The organism is Stutzerimonas tianxiuensis, assembly GCF_053470365.1.
In genome coordinates this window covers 74,953-96,725 of the sequence record NZ_JBPVWS010000014.1, presented here as the reverse complement: position 1 = coordinate 96,725, position 21,773 = coordinate 74,953, and the positions used below count along the sequence as shown (strand labels likewise).

Below are 21,773 nucleotides of genomic sequence, written 5' to 3'. Positions count from 1 at the left end.
GGCTACCTGTCACAGGCAAAGGATGATCATGGAGCAGCCGCCCAGGTGAACCAAGGGGCAATGGTTGCAACCTGTTACATCATCAACACGTCAGTAGCCCGTTCGGAGCAACTGGCGAAACGCCAGCGACCGGTGACGTGGCAGGCCATTACCCGCATGAAAAGCCCTCCTGAGCGCAGCTGACAAAGAGCCTGACACGGAACGGGCCGCGGAAAAGCGAGTCGGATTAGCTGACTACGCCCCTCGGCTATCGTCCGCCGAACACCTGTAATAAGCTCGCTCGGCACGCCTCTGACGATCGTTCGAGAGGGTTTTTGCCCGACCCGCCTACCAGGCATTTTATGGGCGTGTTCCGCATGGCCTTGCCTGGATTAAGGACTTGGCCGGCAGGAACAACCAACGCGGCTTCCTTTGAAATAGAAGCCTGCGTAAGGAGTACGGAATGACCGACTCAAGTGATCTTTCCTTCAACGCGGACGACGAACTCCCACGTATTTCCACCGGCAGCGAAGGCCTGGACGACATCCTCGGCGGCGGCCTCGATGCCAATCGCATGTACCTTTATGAAGGCAGCCCGGGCGCTGGCAAAACCACCATCGCCATGCAGTTTCTGCTCGAAGGCGTCCGCCAGGGTGAGCGCGTACTCTACGTCACCCTGTCGGAGACCAAGCAGGAGCTGGAGTTGGTCGCCAAGCGTCACGGCTGGTCGCTCGAGGGTGTCGACGTATTCGAGCTCGTCACCCCGGAAGACAGCCTCGACCCAGAGCTCGAGCTGACGGTGCTGCACCCGGCAGAGATGGAGCTGAGCGAAACCACTCAACAAGTCTTCGACCGTGTGACCCAAACCAATCCGACCCGAGTGATCTTCGACAGCCTCTCGGAAATGCGCCTGCTGGCGCAGAGCCCGCTGCGCTATCGGCGCCAGGTATTGGCGCTCAAGCACTTCTTCACCACGCGCCGTTGCACCGTGATTCTGCTGGATGACCAGACCTCCGAACTGGGCGACCTGCAGCTGCACTCGATTTCACACGGCGTGGTCATGCTGGAACAGTTGGCCATCGACTATGGCGCGGAGCGGCGGCGTCTGCGCGTCGTGAAGATGCGCGGTATCCAGTTCCGCGGTGGCTATCACGACTTCGTCATACGCAAGGGCGGGTTGCAAATCTTCCCTCGGCTGATCGCCTCAGAGCATCATTCGAATTACATCGGCGAAGCGGCTTCCTGCGGGAATGCAGCGCTGGACACCATGCTCGGCGGCGGACTGGAGCGGGGCACCAATGCCCTGTTCGTGGGTGCTGCCGGTGTTGGAAAGTCTTCATTGGCATTGAGCTTTGCGGTCGCAGCGTGCAAGCGCGGTGAGCAGGTGTCCTTTTTCGTCTTTGACGAAAATATCGGCACCTTAATGGCACGTGGACGCTCGTTGGGTCTCGACGTCGAGCCGTGGGTCGAACAGGGCCTGCTGCATTTGCAACAGGTCGACCCGGCCGAGCTGTCGCCCGGCGAATTCACCGCAGCCGTGAGGCGCGGTGTGGAAGAGCAAGGCTCGCGGCTGGTGATTCTGGACAGCCTCAACGGCTACCTGCATGCGATGCCGGACGGCCGTTTTCTGATCCTGCAAATGCACGAGCTGCTGAGCTACCTGGGGCAGAAAGGTGTGATCAGCATCATGGTGCTGGCCCAGCATGGCCTGGTGGGCCCGATGGATACGCCCATCGATATCAGCTACTTAAGCGATGCGGTTATCATGCTGCGCTACTTCGAGCACGCCGGTATCGTTCGCAGGGCCTTGTCTGTTGTCAAAAAGCGCAGCGGGCGGCATGAGAACACCGTTCGCGAGTACCGCCTCAGCGCCAGCAGCGTTCAGGTCGGGCCACCGTTGAGTCACTTCAGCGGCATTCTATCGGGCACACCGGAATACACCGGTGATGCGACTCAGCTACTGACAGACGAGCATGACAACGCCCACTAAATCAGAGCATCCGCGGATCGTTGTCTATGCCCCCATTGGCCGGGATGGCCCGGCCACAGCCGAGCTGCTACGCCGCAGCGGCATGGATGCGATGGTCTGTCACGGCGTTGATGAAGTGCTGCAACGCGCCGAAACCGACGCGTCTGCCGTGTTCATCGCTGAGGAAGGCCTGTTCGGCCATGACCTTCAAGCGCTATCGAACTGGGTCGATCGACAACCGCCCTGGTCGGATTTTCCTTTCGTGGTCCTCACCAGCAAGCACCAGCAACCCGCTGTTGCCGCCTGGCGGCAACGCATGGTCGCGGCGCTGCGCAATGTTTCGCTGCTCGAACGTCCGGTGCAGAGCATCACCCTGACCAGTGCCGTGCAGGCCGCGGTACGCGGGCGGCTGCGCCAGTACGAAGTGCGCGCCCTGATCGAGGCTCGCGAACGGGCATCCCAGGAGCTCGAAGCACTGGTGGTCGAACGCACCAGCGAGCTGGAACGTACCAACCTCGAATTGCGCACGCAGATGGCCGAGCGCGCGCACATCGAAGAAACCCTGCGGCAAACGCAGAAGATCGAAGCCATCGGCCAGCTTACCGGCGGCATCGCACATGACTTCAACAACCTGTTGATGGTCATCTCCGGCGGGCTCGACATGCTCGACCGCCGCGACGACATGGAGCGCCGCAAGCGCCTCATGGACGGCATGCGCCAAGCCGCCCAGCGTGGCGCCGCGCTGACCCGCCAATTGCTGGCCTTTTCCCGCCGTCAATCCCTGGCGCCCGAGGCTGTCGACCTGGCTCAGCGGATCAGCCAGATGCGCGAGCTGCTCGACCGTAGCCTGCGCGGCGACGTACACGTCAAGGAAGAATTCGCGCCCGATCTCTGGCCGGTGGAAGTCGACCCAGGGGAGCTGGAGCTGGTCATCCTCAACCTCGCCGTCAATGCGCGTGATGCCATGCCTGAGGGCGGCTCGATTCTTCTGCAGGCTTGCAACGCGCCCGATCAGCAAGTGCTCGGTCGCAGGGGCGATTTCGTTCGCCTGGCGGTCATCGATTCGGGCGTCGGCATACCTGATGACGTTCGCAACCGGGTCTTCGACCCGTTTTTCACCACCAAGGAAATTGGCAAGGGTTCGGGCCTTGGATTGGCGCAGGTCTATGGTTTCGCACGTCAATCCGGCGGCACGGTGTGGATCGATTCCGAATGCGGCCAGGGCACCAGCGTCGTGATGCTGCTGCCGCGCTCGGTGAACCTGCCGAACCCCACCAAGGATCAGCCACCGGTGGACGAACCGGCCCGGCGTTCGGCCGGCAACGTACTGCTGGTGGATGACGATGAAGAGGTAGCGGCGCTGGTCGGCGAGATGCTCGAACACCTTGGCTACGAAGTGACCTACGCAGCCAGCGCGGCGGCAGCGCTGGGTGCGCTCGCCAACGAGCGCGAGGTCGATGTGGTGTTCTCCGACGTGATGATGCCCGGCGGCATGAACGGCCTGGACCTGGCCCGCGAAATCCGTGCGCGTCAATTCGGCGTGCCCGTACTGCTCACCAGTGGTTACGCCGAAGCGATCAAACAATCGGCCGAAGCCGAAGGTGTGCAGGTGTTGGCAAAACCCTATCGGCTGGAAGAGCTGGCTGCGGCGCTCAAGAGCGCAGTCGAAGTCATCGAGGCCTGATCGTTCTGCCTTGGCGCATGCCGTGGACGAACGCCGTTGCCCGGACGACGGCAGCATGCCTGGTGTAGGAGCGAGCTTGCTCGCGAATCGTGTTACTGGTCCTCTCCGAACGCGCACTCCGGTCATCGACCGGCTTGTCGCTTCGAAAGCCTGTTGATCCGCGCTGCCCCACTGCTCGCGACGTGTATCGCCTTGATGGCTTGCACATCCCTCCAGAACTAAGCGCCTCCCAGGTCGTCAAACGCCAGCCCTGCCTTTACGGTACGCCGCAAGCTCCCGTACCCCCCTTGCATCGCGCTCGTTTGCGCTTCAATCACAAGGACCCGATCGATGCCCTTTGCTTCCAACCAGTCCCGCCGAGCCATTCTGCTCCCTGGAAATCCGATCATTTATGCTGCTTTCACTAGCCTTTTGCTTTCAGGCGCCCCACTGTTAGCCCATGCCGATGAACCGGCCATCGCCGCGCGCGATGCGCAGAACAAGCGCTGGAGCCAGGAAATGATCGAGCAGCCCAAGCATCAGCCGCCGGTTCTCGATGCGAAGTACAACCACGTCATCACTTTCGGTCAGTCGCTGGCATCGGCTGCCGAGGGCTGGCCTGCGCTATCCAAGCAGCCGGGCTATGACAACCTCATGCTGGGAGATTCGACGCGCTCGGCCACCTTTAGCGGCGATCGCTTCGTCCCTGTCGGCGGCGCCGCGTTCAAGCCGCTCCAGGCGGTGGTGCAACTCAAACGCGACCCGAAGGTTCTGCTCGATGCCGACGCCGTTGCGCAGCTGGAAGAAAAGGCCCAGGAAGAAGGCGAGTCGGTGGAAGTCGGCGCATTGAACATGGCCCGGCGGCTCTATTTCGATAGCAAAGGCATCGAGGCCGACCCGGAGCATTTGCTCGTCGCCAGTAACGCTGCGACCTCCGGCCGCTCCATTGCTCAGCTGTCCAAGGTCGGCGGCACCCACGAATACAAGCGCGTGCTTCAAGCGGTGGATCAGGCCCGGCAGGTCGCGCAGGCCGATGACGCCAGCTACAACCTCAGCGCCCTGTTCTGGCTGCAAGGCGAATACGACTATGCCGAGGTACAGGGCGGGGTCAACGACAAGGCCACCTACAAGAAGATGCTGCGTCAATTGCGCAACGACCTGAACGAGGACACGGCCAAGGCCATCGGCCAGGAGCGGATGCCCGCGTTCATCAGCTACCAGACCGACGCCAAGACATCGGTCGTCGATGGCAGCCTGGACATCGGCCTTGCGCAGTGGGAGCTGGCGAAGGAAGAGCCCAACTGGTACCTGGCCGGCCCCGTCTATCCCTACGTCGACAAAGGCACGCATCTGTCGGCCAATGGCTACCGCTGGTTCGGCCAGATGCTCGGCAAAGTATTCCACCAGGTGGTGGTCGAGCAGCGCGGCTGGCAACCGTTATCACCTCTGCACGCGACGGTCGAAGGCCGTGAAATCCTGATGGACTTCCACGTGCCTCATCCGCCGCTGGCCTTCAGCGAGCCCTATCTGGGGCACAAGGCGCAAATGATCGAGAACTACGGTTTCGTCATCACCGATGACAAGGGCAAGGTACCGGTGGAAAACATCGAAGCCGCCGCTGATACCGTGTTGCGCCTGGTGGTTGGCCGCGATCTGGTGGGCATCCCGACGATTCGCTATGCCAGCCATGCGACAGGCGGCGCCGGTGAACTGCATGACAGTGCCCCCACCGTCGCGGACGCCAATTACGAATATCTGCCCGATGAAGGCATGCCGGACGAAGCCAATATTGAAGCGCTGGTGGATAAACCCTACCCGCTCTACAACTGGTCGATTGCCTTCGAGGTCAAGCCCAGCAGAGGACACGACTCGGCGCGTTGAGATCAGGCGCTGTTGCGCAGGCGGGCCAGATCCTTGACCGGGGAGGCACCGAACAGCCGGCTGTATTCGCGGCTGAATTGGGATGGGCTCTCGTAGCCGACCCGGTACCCTGCAGCCGACACTTCCAACCCTTCGACCACCAACAACCGGCGGGCTTCCTGCAGGCGAAGCTGCTTCTGATACTGCAACGGGCTCATGGCCGTCAGTGCCTTGAATCGATGATGCAGGCTGGAGCTGCTGAGATTGACCCGTCGCGCCAGCTCCTCGATGCGCAGCGGCTCGACATAGTTGTGATTGAGCCATTCGATAGCATCGTTGACCCGGTGCGACTGACTCCCCTGCAGCGCCACCGCCTGCAGATGATGCCCCTGCGGGCCGCAGAGCAGGCGGTAGAAAATCTCGCGCAAGGCCAGGGGCGCCAGGACCGGAATGTCATTCGGATTGCTCAGCAGGCGCACCAGCCGAAGCGTGGCATCTAGCAGCGGCGCGTCGATACGGTCCAGATAGAGGCCGCGCCCTGCAGTGTCTTTCGGCGTTGGTGGCAGGCTGGCCTCAGCGACCAGCCCGGCAATCAGCGACGGATCGATGTCCAGCCGAATGCAGATGTAAGGCTCATCGCTGGACGCCCGAATGACGCAGCCGGCGACCGGCAACGTCACCGACACCACCAGATAGTGCAACGGGTCGTAGCGATACAGCTCGTCGGCCAGGCGCACTTCCTTGCCGCCCTGCACGATGACGCACAACGCGGGCTTGTGCAGCCCGTAGGTCACCTCGCCAGGCTTTGCGCAACGGATCAGATGCAACGGCTCGATGGCGGTCGGGTGCATGCCGTCGCCGCTGACGGCACCCTCGACCAGCCGTGCCAGCTCGGCACGCTGGGCGCTGGTCTCTTCATTTATCGGAGAAATGAAAGAATTCATGGACGGACTCTGGAATCGGATGAATCAGCTTAGCAGCTCATTTGGCATTCTCTGCGTTGAGGCAACACAGGCGCGACTCGATTGCTGACAGACCGGCTAACCTGCGTCGAAGCACCAACCTGCACCGCTGGGAACGTTTCCAATATTTGTCATTGTTGTGACACATCATGATGATATTTTGACATCACACCATCGCGCGAGTGCTGTGCCGTGATTCGACGGTTTCTGTCATCCCCCAAGTTCCCCCAGCTTCTGCTGCTTTCACTCTGTATAGCCACGCTGACATTCCTATGGGGGCTTTACTGGCATCACGAACAGTCGTCTCGGAAGGAGGCGTTGCAAGCCAAGGCCGCCGAGCATCTGAGCCTGGCCAGTATGGCTGCGGAAAACCTGCGACAACTTATCGACCGAACACAGGTAATCGGCTCGCTCTCATTCGGCGCTGCGGATGACCAGACGCCTGATAGCCAAGGCATCACCCAGCGGCTGGCCGCTGACCCTATGCTCGAGCGCGCAAGCCTCTACGACCTGAACGGACAAGCACTCGCCTCCACCCACTCGACCCACGCTCCGCCACTGCCGGAACAATGGCTCGGGGAATTTCGGGCCCACATCACGCAATACGGTAATAAACCCTACCTGCCCCGACGTACCGACTCGCAACAGGAGCCGGCGTCAGCGAGCTGGCGGCTGCCGTTCCTGTTACCACTGACGAACCCAAGCTCGCTAGAGCTTGAGCGCATCTTGCTGGTGGAGCTGGACGTCGGCTATCTCTCCGCGCTGCTGCACAACAGTGACCTTGGCGATACCGGCCTGGTGCGTTTGCTGGATAGCGCCGACGAGGAACGGCTGTACCTGAGCAACGGCGGGATTGTCGCAACTGGCAAAGGTCTGACGCCCACGCTGCCCGCAGCGAAGGATGCAGGCCGGGCCACGCAGTATCGCGCTGGGGACGAATATCAAAGCCTCTACAGCCGAGTTCGTGACAGCGGTTTCAGCATGGTCGTCAGCCAGCAGGTCGATGAAATCCTCGAAGCGCAACAGCGCAGCTTCAGCCATCAACTATGGATGAACCTGGGCATGACGCTGGTGATTCTTGTAGGGATGATCTGGACGATCCGGCTGCTGCACAAACGTCATGAGGCGTTTTGCGCACTTGAGCAGGAGCATCGAATCAACCAGGAGCTGATCAGCCGTTTGGAAGACGAGCATCGGCGCAGCAGCCATGCAGCTGCCACCGATCACCTCAGCGGCCTGCACAACCGCCGGCAGTTCATAGACATCTGCGCAGAGACATTGGCGCGGCAGCGCAGCCAGCGTCGTTTGATGGCGATTCTGTTCATCGACATGGACCGCTTCAAGTCGATCAACGACTCGCTGGGACACAAGGTCGGGGATCTGCTTCTGCAAGCCGTGGCGGGACGGATAAGCCGCGCGCTGGAGACAGGCGATCAGGCGGCTCGCTTTGGCGGTGATGAGTTCGTGGTGCTGCTCGCAGGCGACCGCAGCGAAGAGCAGATCGATACCTGGGTGCGCGAGCTGGTGAACAAGCTCACCGCTGTGTACGCCCTCGATGAACATGAGGTCAATACCAGCCCGAGCATCGGCGTGAGCATCTGCCCCCGAGACGGCCAGGAACTCGATGGCTTGATCCGCTGTGCGGACGCAGCGATGTATTCGGCCAAGCAGTGCGGCCGCGGCCAGTATCGGTTCTTCGATCCCTCGCTGAACCTGTCGGACATCAACGAGTTCTCGCTGGAGCAGTCGCTGGTCGCAGCGTTGAGCGAGCGACAGTTTGTCCTTCACTACCAACCGCAGATCCAGCTGGATTCGATGCAGGTCATTGGATATGAAGCGCTGGTTCGCTGGGAACACCCACAGTTCGGCCTCCTGTACCCGGATCGTTTCATCTCGCTGGCAGAACGCAGCGGGTTCATTGTCGCGCTCGGTTGGGAAGTGATTCGTTTGGCGCTCGAGGAGCTCAAGCACTGGCGGGCGCAAGGGCGCTCTTCGCGGCTCGCGGTCAACGTCTCCGCGATGCAACTGCGCCAAGCTGATTTCAGCGAACGCCTGCTGAGTGAGCTGGCACAGCGCGGCATCGAAAACTGGCAATTCGAGCTGGAGATTACCGAGACGGTCGTACTGGACGATGAAGGGATGGCGGTCGAGCATCTTGAACGGCTACGGGTGGCTGGGCTGAACATCAGCCTTGACGACTTCGGCAGAGGCTATGCGGGCTTCGCCCACTTGCACTCGATGCCGCTTAGCACGCTGAAGATAGACCGTGCACTGATCGCCCCGCTGTCCAACAGCTACGATGACAACCCCATCGTCTCGTCCACCATCACCTTGGCAAAGCGACTGGGTCTGACCGTAGTGGCCGAGGGCGTGGAAACGCGTGATCAGCTCGTCTACTTGAAGCTGGCCGGCTGCGACATCGCTCAGGGTTATCACTTCAGCCGCCCGATGTCCGGTGAACAGCTCTACCAATACGAGCCGTTCACAAGCACGGCGGAACCTGTACTGGAGTGAAGCGCTAGCCCGCAATCGATGTAGGACGAAAAACGCCGGCACTATGGCCGGCGTCCTTCACTGCATCGATCAATCAGCTACGGGCGCGTTCGGCGTCGCGCAGTGCTTTGACCTGATCATGGTTGCGCTGCACGCCCTGCATCTGGCGCTCCACGACTGAACGCACATCCATCGGCAGGTCTTTTTCCAGCGCCTTGCGGTAGCTCTTGAGGGCGACATCTTCGCCACGCTCGCACTCATTGAGAATGGCTTCGTCGTCCTTGCCGGTGACCATCGTCTTGAGGTCAACCCAGCGGCGGTGCATATCACCTGCAGTGCTGGTAGTGGTTTCTGGGTCGCCACCCAGGGTGCGTACCAACTGCTGCAGCTCGGCGGCCGCCGTGGCGCAATCCTGGGCACGCTGGTTCATGGTGGTCTTCAGCTGCGGATTCTTCAGATCCTCAGCGCACTCGCGAAAACCCTTCTCACCGTCCTTGCTGGTTTCGATGAGATCGTTGAGTACGGAAATGGTGTCTTTGGTATCCATGAAGAGTCCTCCTAAGGGCTTTTGAACGGGCCGGAACAAACACGGCCAACCTGTTAAGTCGACTGTGCCGTTTCGACAAAGGTTCAGCCGGGCCGCCCGGTGGAAGCCGGGCTCAACAAGGAAAAGACAAGCTGAAGCTGGTGCCTGATGCGTCGCTTGTCACCCGCACCTCACCCCCGTGCAACTGCATGATCGAGCGCACTATTGCCAGTCCCAGCCCGCCAGAGTCGCCCGGCTCGGCACGGGACGGATCGCACCGATAAAAGCGGTCGAACAGGCGCGGCAGGTGCTCTGGAGGAATCGCCGGCCCCTTGTTGGCGACGCTGATCACGACCCGGTCGCCGATGCATTGGCTGGCCACGGTTACGGCCGTCCCCGCCTCGCCGTAGCGCAGCGCATTGGCGATCAGGTTGGCCAGCGCCCGGCGCAGCAGCTCGGGATCGGCGCGCAGCTTGCCGGTTGCCTCATTGTGCAGGCGCATGCCGTGCTCTTCGGCAATGCCTTCGAAATAGTCGCCGAGCTGCTCCACCGCTTCGGCCAGATCGATCTCCTCCGGGCCGACCTGTTCGTTTGCCTGTTCGGTACGTGCGAGAAACAGCATGTTGTTGATCATGCGCGCCAAGCGCTCGTACTCCTCCTGGTTTGACGCCATAAGACTCTGGTAGTCCTCCAGCGAACGCACCCGACGCAGCGCCTGTTGGGTCTGGCCCATCAGGTTGCTGAGCGGGGTGCGCATCTCGTGCGCCAGGTCCTCGGAGAACCGCGACAGCTGGGTGAAACCCGCCTCCAGCCGCGCCAGCATCTGGTTCAGTGCATCGCTCAAGGCCCGCAGCTCGCTCAACTCGGCGCAATCGTCGATTCGCAGGTGCAGGTGCTGGACGTCGATCGCCAATGCGCGGCGGGTCAGCTGACGCACCGGCCGCAGCCCGCGCTCACTCACCAGCCAGCCCAAGAGAAACGCCAGCAGCGCGCCGGCTGCCAGCGCCAGGCAGAGCTTCAGGCGGTACGCCGCAAGCATCTGCTCACGCTCGGTCAGCAATTTGCCGGCAATCAGCGTCAGACCGCCCTCCGCCCGCTCGATATGCACCCAGGCCAGGCGCGCCTTGTCGCCAAGGTCATCGAGTTGCGGCTGCGCTTCAAGCGGCAGCTGCGGGATCGCCAATTGAACGGGGTTGATCTCGATCAGCGGCTGGCCGCCCTCTCCCAGCACCCAGAGCAGGTTGTCCCGATTGCCGAGCATGTTGGCGTAGAGCTGGGGCCGCTCACGCAATGCCTCGATGCTATCGCTGTCATCGAGCAGGGCTCGCATGCGCTCCAGCCGACCCAGCAAGGCCTGATCGTCGCGCCAGGCGATCTCGCGCTCGAGAGACTGGTACAGATAAAAACCGATCGCACCCAGCAGCGCCGTGCTAACCACCGCGAACATCAGCGCCAGCCGCAGGCTCAACGAGCGTGGCATCAGGCTCATTCCGGCGCCTCCAGCAGGTAGCCCATGCCGCGTACGGTATGGATCAGCTTGGGCTGGTAGGGGTCGTCCACCTTGGCGCGTAGGCGGCGAATGGCGACATCCACCACATTGGTGTCGCTGTCGAAATTCATCTGCCAGACCTGCGAAGCGATCTGCGCTCGCGACAGCACCTCGCCTTCGCGGCTGAGCAGCAGATGCAGCAGCGCGAACTCCTTGTTGGTCAGCGTCAGCCGCTCGCCGTTGCGGCTGACGCGACGGCGCAGCAAGTCCAGCTCAAGATCGGCCACCTTGAAATGCTCGACCTCACGCGGCGGCCCGCGGCGCAGCAAGGTGCGCACCCGCGCCAGCAGCTCGGCATAGGAAAACGGCTTCACCAGGTAATCATCAGCGCCGAGTTCAAGGCCCTTGACCCGATCCTCCACGGCATCGCGTGCGGTGAGAAAGAGCACCGGCGTCTGCGCCCTGCGCCGCACGATTTGCAACAGCTGCCAGCCGTCGATGCCGGGCAGCATGACGTCGAGAATGATCAGATCGAACTCGCTCTCCTGAATCAGGTGCTGACCATCCAGACCATTGAGCGCAACCTCCACCAGATAGCCGGATTCGCTCAAGCCCTTGCGTAGGTAGTCGGCTGTCTTGAATTCGTCTTCCACCACCAGTATGCGCATCTGTACCTCCCGGGCGAGGCGCATAGGCTAGGCCGGCCAGTGCGTTTATCCCATTACAAATACGTAATTCACCGGCAATGGGTTTGACGGGGCCGCCCGCACAGGATGGCGCCACCTGCTCCACGGAGCCCATTGAGGAGAAACCGATGCGCATTGTTCCCCTGTCGCTGCTCGGCCTGGCGCTTGCCAGTGCCCAGGCGCTGGCCGCCACGCCACAACCCGTTAACCAGCAGAACGTATCGCTGCAACTGGCCAACGCCCTGCTCGACTCGACCATGGCCGCCTGCCATGCCGACGGCCGTACTGCCGCTGTGGCAGTGGTTGATCGCGGCGGCAACCTCGTCGCACTACAGCGTGATGACAATGTCGGTCCGCACAACACCATCGCGGCACAGCGCAAGGCCTATACCGCACTGTCGAGCAAGACGCCCACTCGCTTGTTCGGTGAGCGTGCGCGCAACAACCCGGACGCCGCCAATCTCAACACCTTCGACGAATTGCTGCTTCTGGGCGGCGGCGTTCCGCTGCGCGTCGGCGATGAGGTGATTGGTGCCATCGGCGTAGCCGGTGCCGGCGGCGCCGAAACAGACGAAGCCTGCGCCACCCAGGCAATCGCTCAACTGCTGCCTTCCAAATTCTGATCGGAGAAACACCATGACTTCTTTGAAAACCCTTTGCGCCAGCCTCGTCCTCGCCGGTCTTTCCAGCCTCGCCATGGCGGCCGATAACCCGCTCAGCGTGCATGTGCTCAACCTTAACGATGGCCTGCCGTCGCCCGATGTAAAGGTCACCCTGGAAAAGCAGAACGGCAACCAGTGGGCTGCGCTGAACGATGGCGTTACCAACCAGCAGGGCCGCATCACGGCGCTGTACCCACAAGGCAAGGCGCTGGAAAAAGGCACCTACCGCGTCACCTTCAAAACCGGTGACTGGTTCGAGGCACACGCCACGGCGAGCTTCTTCCCGGAGGTCCCGGTGATCTTCGAGGTGGACGGTACCGTGCCGCACTACCACATCCCGCTGTTGCTCAGCCCATACGGTTTCTCGACCTACCGGGGTAATTGAGCCCACAGAGCCTGCCACACTGATAGTCGCAGCCAGGCGGGCTGCAGCTATCAGTCGCGGCCTCGTCTAGATCATCTGCCTGTCACCCAGTGGCAGCGGACAGCCAAGCAGATAGCCCTGCGCCTTACTGACCTGCAGTTCCCGCAGAATGGCCAGTTCAGCCTCCGTCTCGACGCATTCGGCGACGATCTTGCACTCAGTTTCCTGGCCGAAACGAATCAGCGCCGAAGCGAGTGCTCGGCAGTCGCGGTTGCTGTCGATGTTACGGATCAGGCTGCCGTCGAGTTTGATCACGTCCGGCTTGAGCTTGAGGATGTGGCGAAAGCTCGCATAGCCGGCACCTGCATCGTCAACGGCCAATAACAGGCCTTTCGCTCGCATCGGCGCAAGCGCTTCGGCAATCAGGTCATAGTCACGAACCGAAGCATGCTCGGTCACCTCGAGCATCAACCGGTCCAGCGGCTGGCCTTCCAATAGCGTTCCGACTGCGCCGGCCAGAATGGTTTCCGGCGAGACGTTAATGGACAGGTAGCAGTCTCGGCGAATGTCGCCCAGGCCTTTCAACGCTTCCTTGACAAGCGCCATTTCCAGCTCGCACTGCAGACCGACCTGCTCGGCCTCGTCAAACCAGAGATCCGGGGTACGTTGCGGTTCACCAGAGAACCGCGCCAGCGCTTCGTAGCCGACCACGCTGTTCCGTAGCACGTTGAAGATTGGCTGATACACCACGTTATAGGCCTGCTCGCTCAGCACGCCATTGATCCGTGCGAGCCGCTCCTCGTGTTCTCGTTGCTCCCTGGCCTGTGTTTCGAGCAGTCGGCCGGCAAAGTCGGCGAACAACCGCAGGGTGTCCAGGTCACGCTCGTTCAGGGTGCCGTCAGGCTTGGAACTGAAGCAGCAGAAGGTGCCGTATAAACGGCCATCGCTGAAGCGGATTGGCACGCTGATATAGGAGCCGATACCGAGGATGGCGGTAATTGGCAGCGCCACCGCTTCGGGAAGCTTGCTGGTGTCCGGGATCAACTGCGGCAGTCTGCCGTCAACGACCCGCTGGCAGTAGCTGTCGGAAAGAGGGTCAGAGCCGCCGACACATATCGGTGGCGAGTCGTCACGACCACACACATGGCGAAACACCCGCAAACCCTGCACCATCTCGGCGACGAACGCGACGTCCATCCCCAGATGCGAACGCACCGAGCGCAGCGCCTCGCAGAGCATATCGCCCACCGAGTGGCCCGCTGTTTCTATGTCCCGCAGCATGGAGGCCGCGTCACCCCTGTCCTCGAAAACTTCGGGGCCCAACCGAACGTTCTGCAGCATTCACACCTCCGGTGAAATAGCCGTTTCGCTTCGACGGCTTGAGTGGATCGCCTTATCCGCAACAAGGTTAACGCTGCAGCCCCGCTGCAAGGTTAAGACTTGTCGACAGTGTGGTTTGTTTCAGACGCCTTACTGAGGTTCCAGATGATCGGTTCCCGGGTGCGAGCCTCTGCGATCAGCCTACCTTGCGCAGCGGCCCTCGGGGCGTTATGGGGCAAGGTCTAGCGGCCCATTCACTGATTCAATAACTGTTGATCACGACACCAAGCCTTTGCAGCGGTGCCATGTAAACCTCAGAGCAGCTCCCAACAATCTCAACCTACATCCCCCTCGCTCAGTCGGCGGCATCGGACCGCTATCACGCCAACTACCCATCATCCCTGTTAACCCTCGATGCCAGCGCGACCTTCGATACCAGTTCTCATGCAGCTACGAGAAAGCCTGCTCGAACGCTGCGGAAACCGGCGCGGTGATGGGAACCGGGCGACCAAGCAGGAAGCCCTGTGCCTTGTTCACCTTGAGCTCCCGCAGCACCGCCAACTCCGCTTCGGTTTCGATGCACTCAGCCACGACCTTGCTGCCCGTTTCTTCCGCGAAGCGAATCAGTGCAGCCGCCAGGGCGCGGCAACCGGTGCTGCTATCGATGTTGCGGATCAGGCTACCATCCAGCTTTATTACGTCCGGCTTGAGCTTAAGGATGTGACGGAAGCTGGCAAATCCAGCTCCTGCATCATCCACCGCCAGTCGCAACCCCTGCTCTCGAAGTGGTTCGAGGACATTGGCGACAATCTCATAGTCGCCGATGGACGCATGCTCGGTTATCTCAAGGATCAACCGGTCAAGCGGCTGATGCGCGAGCGCCGCTGCGAGCGACCCCGTCAGCACCGTGGCCGGCGAGACATTCAGGGACATGTAAGTCTGTTCCGGCAGAAAAGCGAGCCCTTTGAGCGCCGCTTCGATCAAGGCGATTTCCAATTCTGCTTGCAGACCGACCGATGCCGCTTCGGCGAACCACAGATCGGGCGTTCGCGCTGGCGTTGCGCTGAAGCGCGCCAAGGCTTCATACCCGACGATCCGGTTTTCGAGCAGATGAATGATCGGTTGATAGACCACCGAGTACGTCCGTTCTTCCAGCACCGAACGAATGCGACTATGGATTTTGGCATAGCGCATCTCGCTGAGCGCATGCCGCTCGAGTAACCGCCCGGCGAATGCGGCAAACAGCCTCAAGGTGTTCAGATCGCGCTCATTGAGCGTGCCGTCAGAGGTAGTGCTGAAACAGCAGAAAGTGCCGTAGAGGCGACCATCGCTGAAGCGCAGCGGCACACTGAGATGCGCGCCAACCGGCAGGGCCTTGGTCACTGGCATGGCAAGGGCTTCGGGCAGGAGCGCCGCGTCCTGGATCAACTCCGGCAGGCGTCCGTCCAGCACACGCTGACAGTAGCTGTCTTCCAGCGGATCTGAGCCGCCAATGGCGAGCTGCAGTGGCACGAAGTTGCCATCAAGGTAGCGAAACACCCGGCTTCCGCCGCGAAACTCGCTGATAAACGCCACATCCATACCCAGATGCATGCGCACGGCATGAAGCGCCTCGGTCAGCATTTCGCTGAGTGAAAGATTCGTACCCTCAAGGCGAAGCAGGATCGATACCGGATCGTCGATAACCGTGAAACGGTCAGCTTGATTCGGCTTTACATCGTCAGACATGGACTCCCTCCCTCACTACGGCAGCCATGTCTTGCCGAGTGACCGAACCCAAAATATTTGAAAGCCGCCCCCTTCCTGGCCCGGCTTCCTGAACAGCTGACCCGATACTACTGATACAAACGCGGACGCTGTACTTTCGCCGACGATCGGCGCAAAAATCGCAGCGATGGTCTATCGGACCCTGAAGTCAGCCATCCCGCTGAGCCGCGTCGGGCCGGTAACACCAGGGCGCTGCCAGAACGAACTCGCTTACCAGGAACAACAGAAGACTGCCGCCCAGAACCGGCAGGCAATAGCCAAACAGCAGCGCCACCGCGAGCGTGGTCCAGCGCACAGGTGGCGACAGGCTGCGCAGAACCGCGACCACCCCCAGCCGACCAGCTTGGCGCTGCCCGCGGCGTCGCCACCACATCAGGTAACCGAAGGCCACCAGGAACGCCAAGCCGAGCGCCGTGACAGCAAGCAACAACTGGTTAGCCAGACCGAACAGCGAACCCATATGTGCATCGATGCCCCAGCGCGTCAGCTTGGCTGCAATGGGGAAGGTCGCGAAATCAATCCGATCAGTGATGCTCAAGGTGCGCGGATCGACAGCGACGGCATCGACCTGGGTGGGCCAGCTGCGGTCGATTTCAGTCACCGTCCAGGCGCGATCTGGCCCGACAGCCGGGACGATCTCGACCTTGCCAGCCTCTATTCCGCTCGCTCTGGCCGCGCTAAGGACTTGATCGAACATCTCCGGTGCTGCCACCCGGGGGGCCGACATGGCCATTCCGGCGTGGTGTGCATGTTCGCCCACAGGTGCAGCCGTTTCGCCATCCAGCGCGGTCGAGACGCTCGGGGTCGACATGCCCAGTGCGGCTCGCGCAACACCGATGTTGCCGCCGGCCCATCGCGACCAGGTCAGACCCGTCGCGGAGAAGAACAGCAACCCGATCAGCAGGCACAAACCGAGCGTGGCGTGCCAGCGTCGCAGACCTCTTGAGCGCACCGGACCTCCGCCGCGCCGCCGACGGATGTACCACAACGCAAAGCCACCCAGTGCTGCGACCCACAACCAGGACGCTGCCAGCTCGCTGTACAACCGCCCTGGCTCGCCAAGCAGCAGGCTGCGGTGAAACTGATCGAGCCATGTGCGCAACGGCAGCACGCCGCTTGTGCCGTATACGAGCAGGTCGCCCCGAATCTCAGCTGTAACCGGGTCGATGAATATGGCGCGACTTTCAGACGCGCCAAGGCCTGGCGCCTGAAACATTACGCGCGTAGTCGCGCCCGGTTGCGGTGCCGGACGTACCGCCGACAGCGTCGCCGCTTCGCCAATATAGGTCTGGGCCGCCTCGATCTGCCGAGCCAGTGGCTGCGGCGTACCGCTACTGTCGCTGTAGAGCTGCTCGGCGTACAGCCGGTCCTCTAGCTGCGGTGTCAACGCATAGACCAGGCCGCTCAAGGCAGCAACAAAGATGAACGGGCCGACCAGCAGCCCGACATACAGATGCAAACGAATCAATAACGCCAGCAGTGGGTGCTGTGTTCGGGAAGCCAGGAGTGGCGCCTCAGGGCGGGCGCCAGCGGTACTTGAAGTCATGACTACTTACTCGATCGAAACGGCAGCAGCTTCTCTGTAAGAGCCAGTTTGCTGCGATCAATAGCGCAGCAATGGATCAGATCGCGAGCAAGCTCGCGCCTACAAAGGCGGGGCCGTATTTTCGCGCTGCCGGCCGGGAAACAGGCCTGCAGCAAGGGCCAGCAACCAACAGCGGCGCGAGCGCAGCCACCGGCGGCTACCGGACAGACAACACTTGATCGATCAAGCGAAAGGAGAGGCGCGGGGGTTCAGGCTCGGCCAGCGATACCGCGGCGATAACAGCGGTGCGGTGACCGAAGGCAAGTTGCCGAGCGGCACCAGCCGAGGATGAAGCAATACTGGCGAGCCAGCTGGAATAGCTGCCAGCGAGGCCGACCCCGCGGCACAGCAGCAAGGCATACCCTGATGATGACTCTGCGCCGGCGCGGGCTCGCTGGCATGACCGTGATGCTGGTCTACCTTCACCGCATGGTGCTGGCCCATCGCATCATGCCCACCTGCCATAGCGGTGGCCCGCATATGCGCAGCCATCAGCGGCATCGAGCACAGATGCAACAGGACGGCGAAGGTGGCTATCCAGACGGGAGCACGACGACGGCGGTGCATGCAGCTAGCGGCTCCAGTGAAAACGGATGGGCGCCGAACCTTTAATCCGGCGCCAGTGAAGTTACTTGGCAGTGCTCTTGGCCTTGCTGCGCCTGGCCGGTTTTTCAGACTCGTCCTGCACAGCCTCACCACGAAGGGTTATCCAGGTCGGCGCGTGGTCGCTGGCGTGTTCCTGGTCACGCACCCAGCGATCCACCCCGGCATCGACCAGTCGCGGCGCCAGATCAGCGCTCAGCAATAGATGATCGATGCGTAGCCCGGAGTTCTTTTGCCAGTGCTGGCGGAAATAATCCCAGAAGGTATAGAGGCGCTCGTCCGGGTACTTGGCGCGCAGAGCGTCGGTCCAGCCCTGCGCCAGAAGGCGCTCGAAGCATGCGCGGCTTTCCGGCTGCAACAGCGCATCCTTTCGCCAAGATTTCGGATTGTAAATGTCCTCGTCGGTGGGCACCACGTTGTAGTCACCGGCCAGTATCACCGGATGGCCGTTGGCGAACAGGCCGGCGGCGTGCTCGATGAAACGTTCGAACCAGCTCAGCTTGTAATCGAACTTCGGCCCCGGCTGCGGATTGCCGTTGGGCAAATAGAGGCAGGCGACGATCACCCCATGGGCGGCGGCTTCGAGATAACGACTGTGGGTATCGTCCGGATCGCCCGGTAAGCCGCGGCGGATCTCCAGCGGGTCGTCGCCCTTGGCCAGGATCGCTACCCCGTTCCATGACTTCTGCCCCTGCCAGATGGCGCCGTAACCGGCCGCGCGAATGTCATCGATTGGGAAATCGGCGTCCTGCGCCTTCAGCTCCTGCAAGCACACCACGTCCGGCTGTTCGCGCTCCAACCATTCGAGCAGGTTGGTTCGACGGGCACGGATGCCGTTGATGTTGAAGGTGGCGATTTTCAGTTGATCCACTGGGCACCTCTGACGATAGCCTGCGATTGTTTGACGGCCGCAGCGCGTGGATGTGCTTCGCGACATCCACCCTACGACCAGACGCAGATCGACGTGGTTCGACTCAACGCACCTCCCAGTAGCCCGGCGCGTTGTAGATCTGCTTCAGATAATCGATGAAGAAGCGGACCTTGGCCGGCAGATAGCGCTGCTGCGGATACACCGCCTGGATGTCATAGGCCGGCAAGGCGTACTCGTCGAGCACCGTCACCAGCTCGCCGCGCTTGAGTTCGGCCTGAATTTCCCAGGTCGAGCGCCAACCGATACCCAGGCCCTGCTTGACCCAGTCGAACAAGAGTTCACCGTCGTTGCAGTCGAGATTCCCCGCCACCCGCACCGCCACCTGTTTGCCGTCCCGCAAAAAAGTCCAGCCGCGCTGCTGCCCGCCTTGCAGGTTGAACGCCAGGCAATTGTGTCGCGCCAGATCTTCCAGCGTGCGCGGTACGCCCTGGCGCTCGAAGTAGTCCGGCGAGCCACAGACCACACGGCGATTGGGGAACAGCTTGACGGCAACATAGTTGGGATCAGTCACCTCGCCGATGCGGATGCCCATGTCGTAACCGTGGCGCACCAGATCGACCACGCTGTCGGTGAAGTTGAAGGACAGCTGCAGGTCCGGATAGCGCGACTGGAACGCCGGCGCGTGCGGGCCGATGTGTCGACGTCCGAATGCAGCGGGCGCCGATATCACCAGGTGCCCGCGCACCGAGGTGCGGTCATGGCTGATGCTGGCATCGGCTTCGTCGAAATCCTTGAGCAACCCTCGGGCGCGCTCGAGGTATTGCTCGCCGAGGTCGGTCAGCGCCAGCCCGCGCGTCGAGCGGTGCATCAGCTTGACGCCCAGGTGCCGCTCCAGCGCATCGAGCCGGCGCCCCATGACCACCGGCGTTACGCCTTCCTTCAGCGCAGCGGCGGCAAAGCTGCCGTTTTCAGCGACCAGCACAAAGCTGTGCAAGGTTGTGTAGCGATCCATTCGATACTCCTGATATCGACAGAACTGAAGTTTCTGCCAATTCCCTCGTTCCGGCCAGCCCTTCATGCTTGGGCCACGTATAAAAACTATCGAGTTACCGAAGAGGACACGACCCATGGCCCGAATGAGAGCAATCGATGCCGCCGTAGCGGTGTTACGCAAGGAAGGGATTGATACCGCCTTCGGCATCCCCGGTGCCGCGATCAACCCGCTGTATTCCGCCATGCGTGCCGACGGCAGCATCCGTCACATTCTGGCTCGCCACGTCGAAGGCGCTTCGCACATGGCCGAGGGTTACACCCGCACCAAGGCCGGCAACATCGGCGTGTGCATCGGCACCTCGGGCCCGGCCGGTACCGACATGATCACCGGCCTCTACTCGGCCTGGGCCGACTCGATACCGATCCTCTGCATCACCGGCCAGGCGCCGCGTGCTCGCCTCTATAAAGAAGACTTCCAGGCCGTGGACATCGAGTCCATCGCCAAGCCGGTCACCAAGTGGGCCGTGACCGTGCGTGAGCCGGCACTGGTGCCGCGCGTATTCCAGCAGGCGTTCCACGTCATGCGCTCCGGGCGCCCTGGCCCGGTATTGATCGACCTCCCGTTCGACGTGCAGATGGCCGAGATCGAATTCGACATCGACACTTACGAGCCGCTTTCGGTCTACAAGCCGGCCGCCACCCGCAAGCAGATTGAGAAAGCCATCGACATGCTCTGCGCCGCCGAGCGTCCGCTGATCGTCGCCGGCGGCGGTATCTACAACGCCGGTGCCGAAGCCTTGCTGGTGGAGTTCGCCGAGACCGTGGGCGTGCCGGTGATCCCGACCCTGATGGGCTGGGGCTCGATCCCCGACGACCATCCATTGATGGCGGGCATGTGCGGGCTGCAGACCAGCCACCGCTACGGCAACGCCAACATGCTGGCCTCGGACTTCGTGCTCGGCATCGGCAACCGCTGGGCCAACCGCCACACCGGCTCGGTCGACGTCTACACCAAAGACCGCACTTTCGTGCACGTGGATATCGAACCGACCCAAATCGGCCGGGTGTTCTCGCCGGACTTCGGCATCACGTCCGATGCGGGTGCCGCGCTGGAGCTGTTCGTCGAAGTCGCCAAAGAGCGCAAGGCCGCCGGCCAGCTGCCGGATCGCACCCCATGGGCCGCCGACTGCCAGGAACGCAAGCGCACCCTGCTGCGTAAAACGCACTTCGACTCGGTGCCGATGAAGCCGCAGCGCGTGTACCAGTGCATGAACAACGCATTCGGTCGCGACGCCTGCTACGTCAGCACCATCGGCCTGTCGCAGATCGCCGCCGCGCAGTTCCTGCACGTCTACAAGCCGCGCCATTGGATCAATTGTGGCCAGGCCGGCCCGCTCGGCTGGACCATTCCGGCAGCGCTGGGTGTGGTCGCCGCGGACCCAATGCGCAAGGTGGTGGCGCTTTCGGGCGACTACGACTTCCAGTTCATGATCGAGGAGTTGGCCGTGGGCGCGCAGTTCAAGCTGCCCTACATCCACATTCTGGTGAACAACGCCTACCTCGGCCTGATCCGCCAGGCGCAGCGCGGCTTCGAGATGGATTACTGCGTGCAGCTGGGCTTCGAGAACATCAATGCCGATCAGGCCGGTATGGAAGGTTACGGCGTCGACCACGTCGCGGTGGTCGAGGGACTGGGTTGCAAGGCGATCCGCGTGTTCAAGCAGGAAGACCTGCGCCCCGCCATCGACCAGGCCCAGGCCTGGATGGCCGAGCATCAGGTACCGGTGGTGATCGAGGTGATCCTGGAGCGCGTGACCAACATCGCCATGGGCACCGAGATCGACGCCATCAACGAATTCGAGCCGCTGGCCGAAGGCCGGGCAGATGCGCCGACTGCGGTCGCGTTGCTGGATTGACCGTTACACCGAGCGCGACCTGCCACCAACGCGTGGAAGAGGCTTTGCCGTCTTCCACGCTACGG

At 61.9% G+C, this 21,773-nt stretch carries 17 protein-coding genes; 7 read left to right on the top strand and 10 right to left on the bottom strand.

What is annotated here, in order from left to right:
• The first annotated feature begins 442 nt into the window (after nucleotides 1–442).
• From ACSSNI_RS17385 to ACSSNI_RS17375, 3 genes are all read left to right on the top strand, one after another.
• Nucleotides 443–1,969 (top strand): ATPase domain-containing protein, encoded by a 1,527-nt coding sequence (locus tag ACSSNI_RS17385; protein WP_200638836.1) that lies wholly within the window; start codon nucleotides 443–445, stop codon nucleotides 1,967–1,969.
• The gene (locus tag ACSSNI_RS17380) at nucleotides 1,953–3,632 is read left to right on the top strand and encodes a response regulator (protein ID WP_200638834.1); all 1,680 of its coding nucleotides are present in this window, start codon (nucleotides 1,953–1,955) and stop codon (nucleotides 3,630–3,632) included. The genes ACSSNI_RS17385 and ACSSNI_RS17380 overlap by 17 nt, the downstream gene beginning before the upstream one ends.
• A gap of 330 nt (nucleotides 3,633–3,962) precedes the next feature.
• Nucleotides 3,963–5,492: a sialate O-acetylesterase gene (locus ACSSNI_RS17375; RefSeq protein ID WP_200638832.1), complete on the top strand. Its 1,530-nt coding sequence runs from the start codon at nucleotides 3,963–3,965 to the stop codon at nucleotides 5,490–5,492.
• 2 nt (nucleotides 5,493–5,494) lie between these two features.
• On the opposite strand, the gene ACSSNI_RS17370 is transcribed toward ACSSNI_RS17375, so the two are convergent.
• Nucleotides 5,495–6,415, bottom strand: a complete 921-nt coding sequence (locus ACSSNI_RS17370; RefSeq protein WP_200638830.1) for an AraC family transcriptional regulator — start codon at nucleotides 6,413–6,415, stop codon at nucleotides 5,495–5,497.
• 210 nt (nucleotides 6,416–6,625) lie between these two features.
• On the opposite strand from ACSSNI_RS17370, the gene ACSSNI_RS17365 reads away from it, so the two are divergent.
• Nucleotides 6,626–8,947: a putative bifunctional diguanylate cyclase/phosphodiesterase gene (locus tag ACSSNI_RS17365; RefSeq protein WP_200638828.1), complete on the top strand. Its 2,322-nt coding sequence runs from the start codon at nucleotides 6,626–6,628 to the stop codon at nucleotides 8,945–8,947.
• A gap of 73 nt (nucleotides 8,948–9,020) precedes the next feature.
• Here the strand turns inward: ACSSNI_RS17365 and ACSSNI_RS17360 are convergent, their stop codons facing one another.
• The 3 genes from ACSSNI_RS17360 to ACSSNI_RS17350 all read right to left on the bottom strand — a co-directional run bounded on the left by ACSSNI_RS17360 (nucleotide 9,021) and on the right by ACSSNI_RS17350 (nucleotide 11,609).
• Nucleotides 9,021–9,473 (bottom strand): ferritin-like domain-containing protein, encoded by a 453-nt coding sequence (locus tag ACSSNI_RS17360; RefSeq protein WP_102835820.1) that lies wholly within the window; start codon nucleotides 9,471–9,473, stop codon nucleotides 9,021–9,023.
• A gap of 112 nt (nucleotides 9,474–9,585) precedes the next feature.
• A complete protein-coding gene (locus ACSSNI_RS17355) occupies nucleotides 9,586–10,941 on the bottom strand; it encodes a heavy metal sensor histidine kinase (RefSeq protein ID WP_200638826.1) in 1,356 nt (451 codons plus the stop codon).
• Nucleotides 10,938–11,609 (bottom strand): heavy metal response regulator transcription factor, encoded by a 672-nt coding sequence (locus tag ACSSNI_RS17350; protein ID WP_200638824.1) that lies wholly within the window; start codon nucleotides 11,607–11,609, stop codon nucleotides 10,938–10,940. Before ACSSNI_RS17350 ends, ACSSNI_RS17355 begins: the two co-directional genes overlap by 4 nt.
• A gap of 146 nt (nucleotides 11,610–11,755) precedes the next feature.
• On the opposite strand from ACSSNI_RS17350, the gene ACSSNI_RS17345 reads away from it, so the two are divergent.
• Both ACSSNI_RS17345 and uraH read left to right on the top strand, forming a co-directional pair.
• Nucleotides 11,756–12,250 carry a GlcG/HbpS family heme-binding protein gene (locus ACSSNI_RS17345; RefSeq protein ID WP_200638822.1) on the top strand — a complete coding sequence of 165 codons (495 nt, stop codon included), beginning with the start codon at nucleotides 11,756–11,758 and terminating at the stop codon, nucleotides 12,248–12,250.
• Between the two features lie 13 nt (nucleotides 12,251–12,263).
• Nucleotides 12,264–12,674, top strand: coding sequence for a hydroxyisourate hydrolase (gene uraH / locus ACSSNI_RS17340; protein ID WP_200638821.1), 411 nt, complete (start codon nucleotides 12,264–12,266; stop codon nucleotides 12,672–12,674).
• 66 nt (nucleotides 12,675–12,740) lie between these two features.
• Here the strand turns inward: uraH and ACSSNI_RS17335 are convergent, their stop codons facing one another.
• The 6 genes from ACSSNI_RS17335 to ACSSNI_RS17310 all read right to left on the bottom strand — a co-directional run bounded on the left by ACSSNI_RS17335 (nucleotide 12,741) and on the right by ACSSNI_RS17310 (nucleotide 19,811).
• Nucleotides 12,741–13,994, bottom strand: coding sequence for a sensor domain-containing phosphodiesterase (locus tag ACSSNI_RS17335; protein ID WP_200638818.1), 1,254 nt, complete (start codon nucleotides 13,992–13,994; stop codon nucleotides 12,741–12,743).
• Between the two features lie 429 nt (nucleotides 13,995–14,423).
• A complete protein-coding gene (locus tag ACSSNI_RS17330) occupies nucleotides 14,424–15,701 on the bottom strand; it encodes a sensor domain-containing phosphodiesterase (protein WP_200638816.1) in 1,278 nt (425 codons plus the stop codon).
• Nucleotides 15,702–15,888: 187 nt separating this feature from the next.
• Nucleotides 15,889–17,286, bottom strand: a complete 1,398-nt coding sequence (locus tag ACSSNI_RS17325; RefSeq protein WP_200638814.1) for a PepSY-associated TM helix domain-containing protein — start codon at nucleotides 17,284–17,286, stop codon at nucleotides 15,889–15,891.
• 222 nt (nucleotides 17,287–17,508) lie between these two features.
• Complete coding sequence (locus ACSSNI_RS17320) at nucleotides 17,509–17,817, bottom strand: DUF2946 family protein (protein WP_448259792.1); 309 nt, start codon at nucleotides 17,815–17,817, stop codon at nucleotides 17,509–17,511.
• 136 nt (nucleotides 17,818–17,953) lie between these two features.
• Nucleotides 17,954–18,799 (bottom strand): exodeoxyribonuclease III, encoded by an 846-nt coding sequence (gene xth / locus ACSSNI_RS17315; protein WP_159968793.1) that lies wholly within the window; start codon nucleotides 18,797–18,799, stop codon nucleotides 17,954–17,956.
• Nucleotides 18,800–18,902: 103 nt separating this feature from the next.
• Nucleotides 18,903–19,811 carry a LysR family transcriptional regulator gene (locus ACSSNI_RS17310; protein ID WP_200638810.1) on the bottom strand — a complete coding sequence of 303 codons (909 nt, stop codon included), beginning with the start codon at nucleotides 19,809–19,811 and terminating at the stop codon, nucleotides 18,903–18,905.
• Nucleotides 19,812–19,926: 115 nt separating this feature from the next.
• On the opposite strand from ACSSNI_RS17310, the gene gcl reads away from it, so the two are divergent.
• Complete coding sequence (gene gcl / locus ACSSNI_RS17305) at nucleotides 19,927–21,708, top strand: glyoxylate carboligase (protein ID WP_200638808.1); 1,782 nt, start codon at nucleotides 19,927–19,929, stop codon at nucleotides 21,706–21,708.
• Nucleotides 21,709–21,773 lie beyond the last annotated feature (65 nt).

Bases quoted from the DNA above. Each gene is read 5' to 3' on its own strand.
- ACSSNI_RS17320 (WP_448259792.1), bottom strand. From the start codon at position 17,817: ATGGCTGCGCATATGCGGGCCACCGCTATGGCAGGTGGGCATGATGCG.
- ACSSNI_RS17330 (WP_200638816.1), bottom strand. From the start codon at position 15,701: ATGTCTGACGATGTAAAGCCGAATCAAGCTGACCGTTTCACGGTTATC.
- ACSSNI_RS17385 (WP_200638836.1), top strand. From the start codon at position 443: ATGACCGACTCAAGTGATCTTTCCTTCAACGCGGACGACGAACTCCCA.
- uraH (WP_200638821.1), top strand. From the start codon at position 12,264: ATGACTTCTTTGAAAACCCTTTGCGCCAGCCTCGTCCTCGCCGGTCTT.
- ACSSNI_RS17355 (WP_200638826.1), bottom strand. From the start codon at position 10,941: ATGAGCCTGATGCCACGCTCGTTGAGCCTGCGGCTGGCGCTGATGTTC.
- ACSSNI_RS17380 (WP_200638834.1), top strand. From the start codon at position 1,953: ATGACAACGCCCACTAAATCAGAGCATCCGCGGATCGTTGTCTATGCC.
- ACSSNI_RS17345 (WP_200638822.1), top strand. From the start codon at position 11,756: ATGCGCATTGTTCCCCTGTCGCTGCTCGGCCTGGCGCTTGCCAGTGCC.
- ACSSNI_RS17360 (WP_102835820.1), bottom strand. From the start codon at position 9,473: ATGGATACCAAAGACACCATTTCCGTACTCAACGATCTCATCGAAACC.
- gcl (WP_200638808.1), top strand. From the start codon at position 19,927: ATGGCCCGAATGAGAGCAATCGATGCCGCCGTAGCGGTGTTACGCAAG.
- ACSSNI_RS17325 (WP_200638814.1), bottom strand. From the start codon at position 17,286: ATGACTTCAAGTACCGCTGGCGCCCGCCCTGAGGCGCCACTCCTGGCT.
- ACSSNI_RS17335 (WP_200638818.1), bottom strand. From the start codon at position 13,994: ATGCTGCAGAACGTTCGGTTGGGCCCCGAAGTTTTCGAGGACAGGGGT.
- ACSSNI_RS17310 (WP_200638810.1), bottom strand. From the start codon at position 19,811: ATGGATCGCTACACAACCTTGCACAGCTTTGTGCTGGTCGCTGAAAAC.
- ACSSNI_RS17350 (WP_200638824.1), bottom strand. From the start codon at position 11,609: ATGCGCATACTGGTGGTGGAAGACGAATTCAAGACAGCCGACTACCTA.
- ACSSNI_RS17370 (WP_200638830.1), bottom strand. From the start codon at position 6,415: ATGAATTCTTTCATTTCTCCGATAAATGAAGAGACCAGCGCCCAGCGT.
- ACSSNI_RS17375 (WP_200638832.1), top strand. From the start codon at position 3,963: ATGCCCTTTGCTTCCAACCAGTCCCGCCGAGCCATTCTGCTCCCTGGA.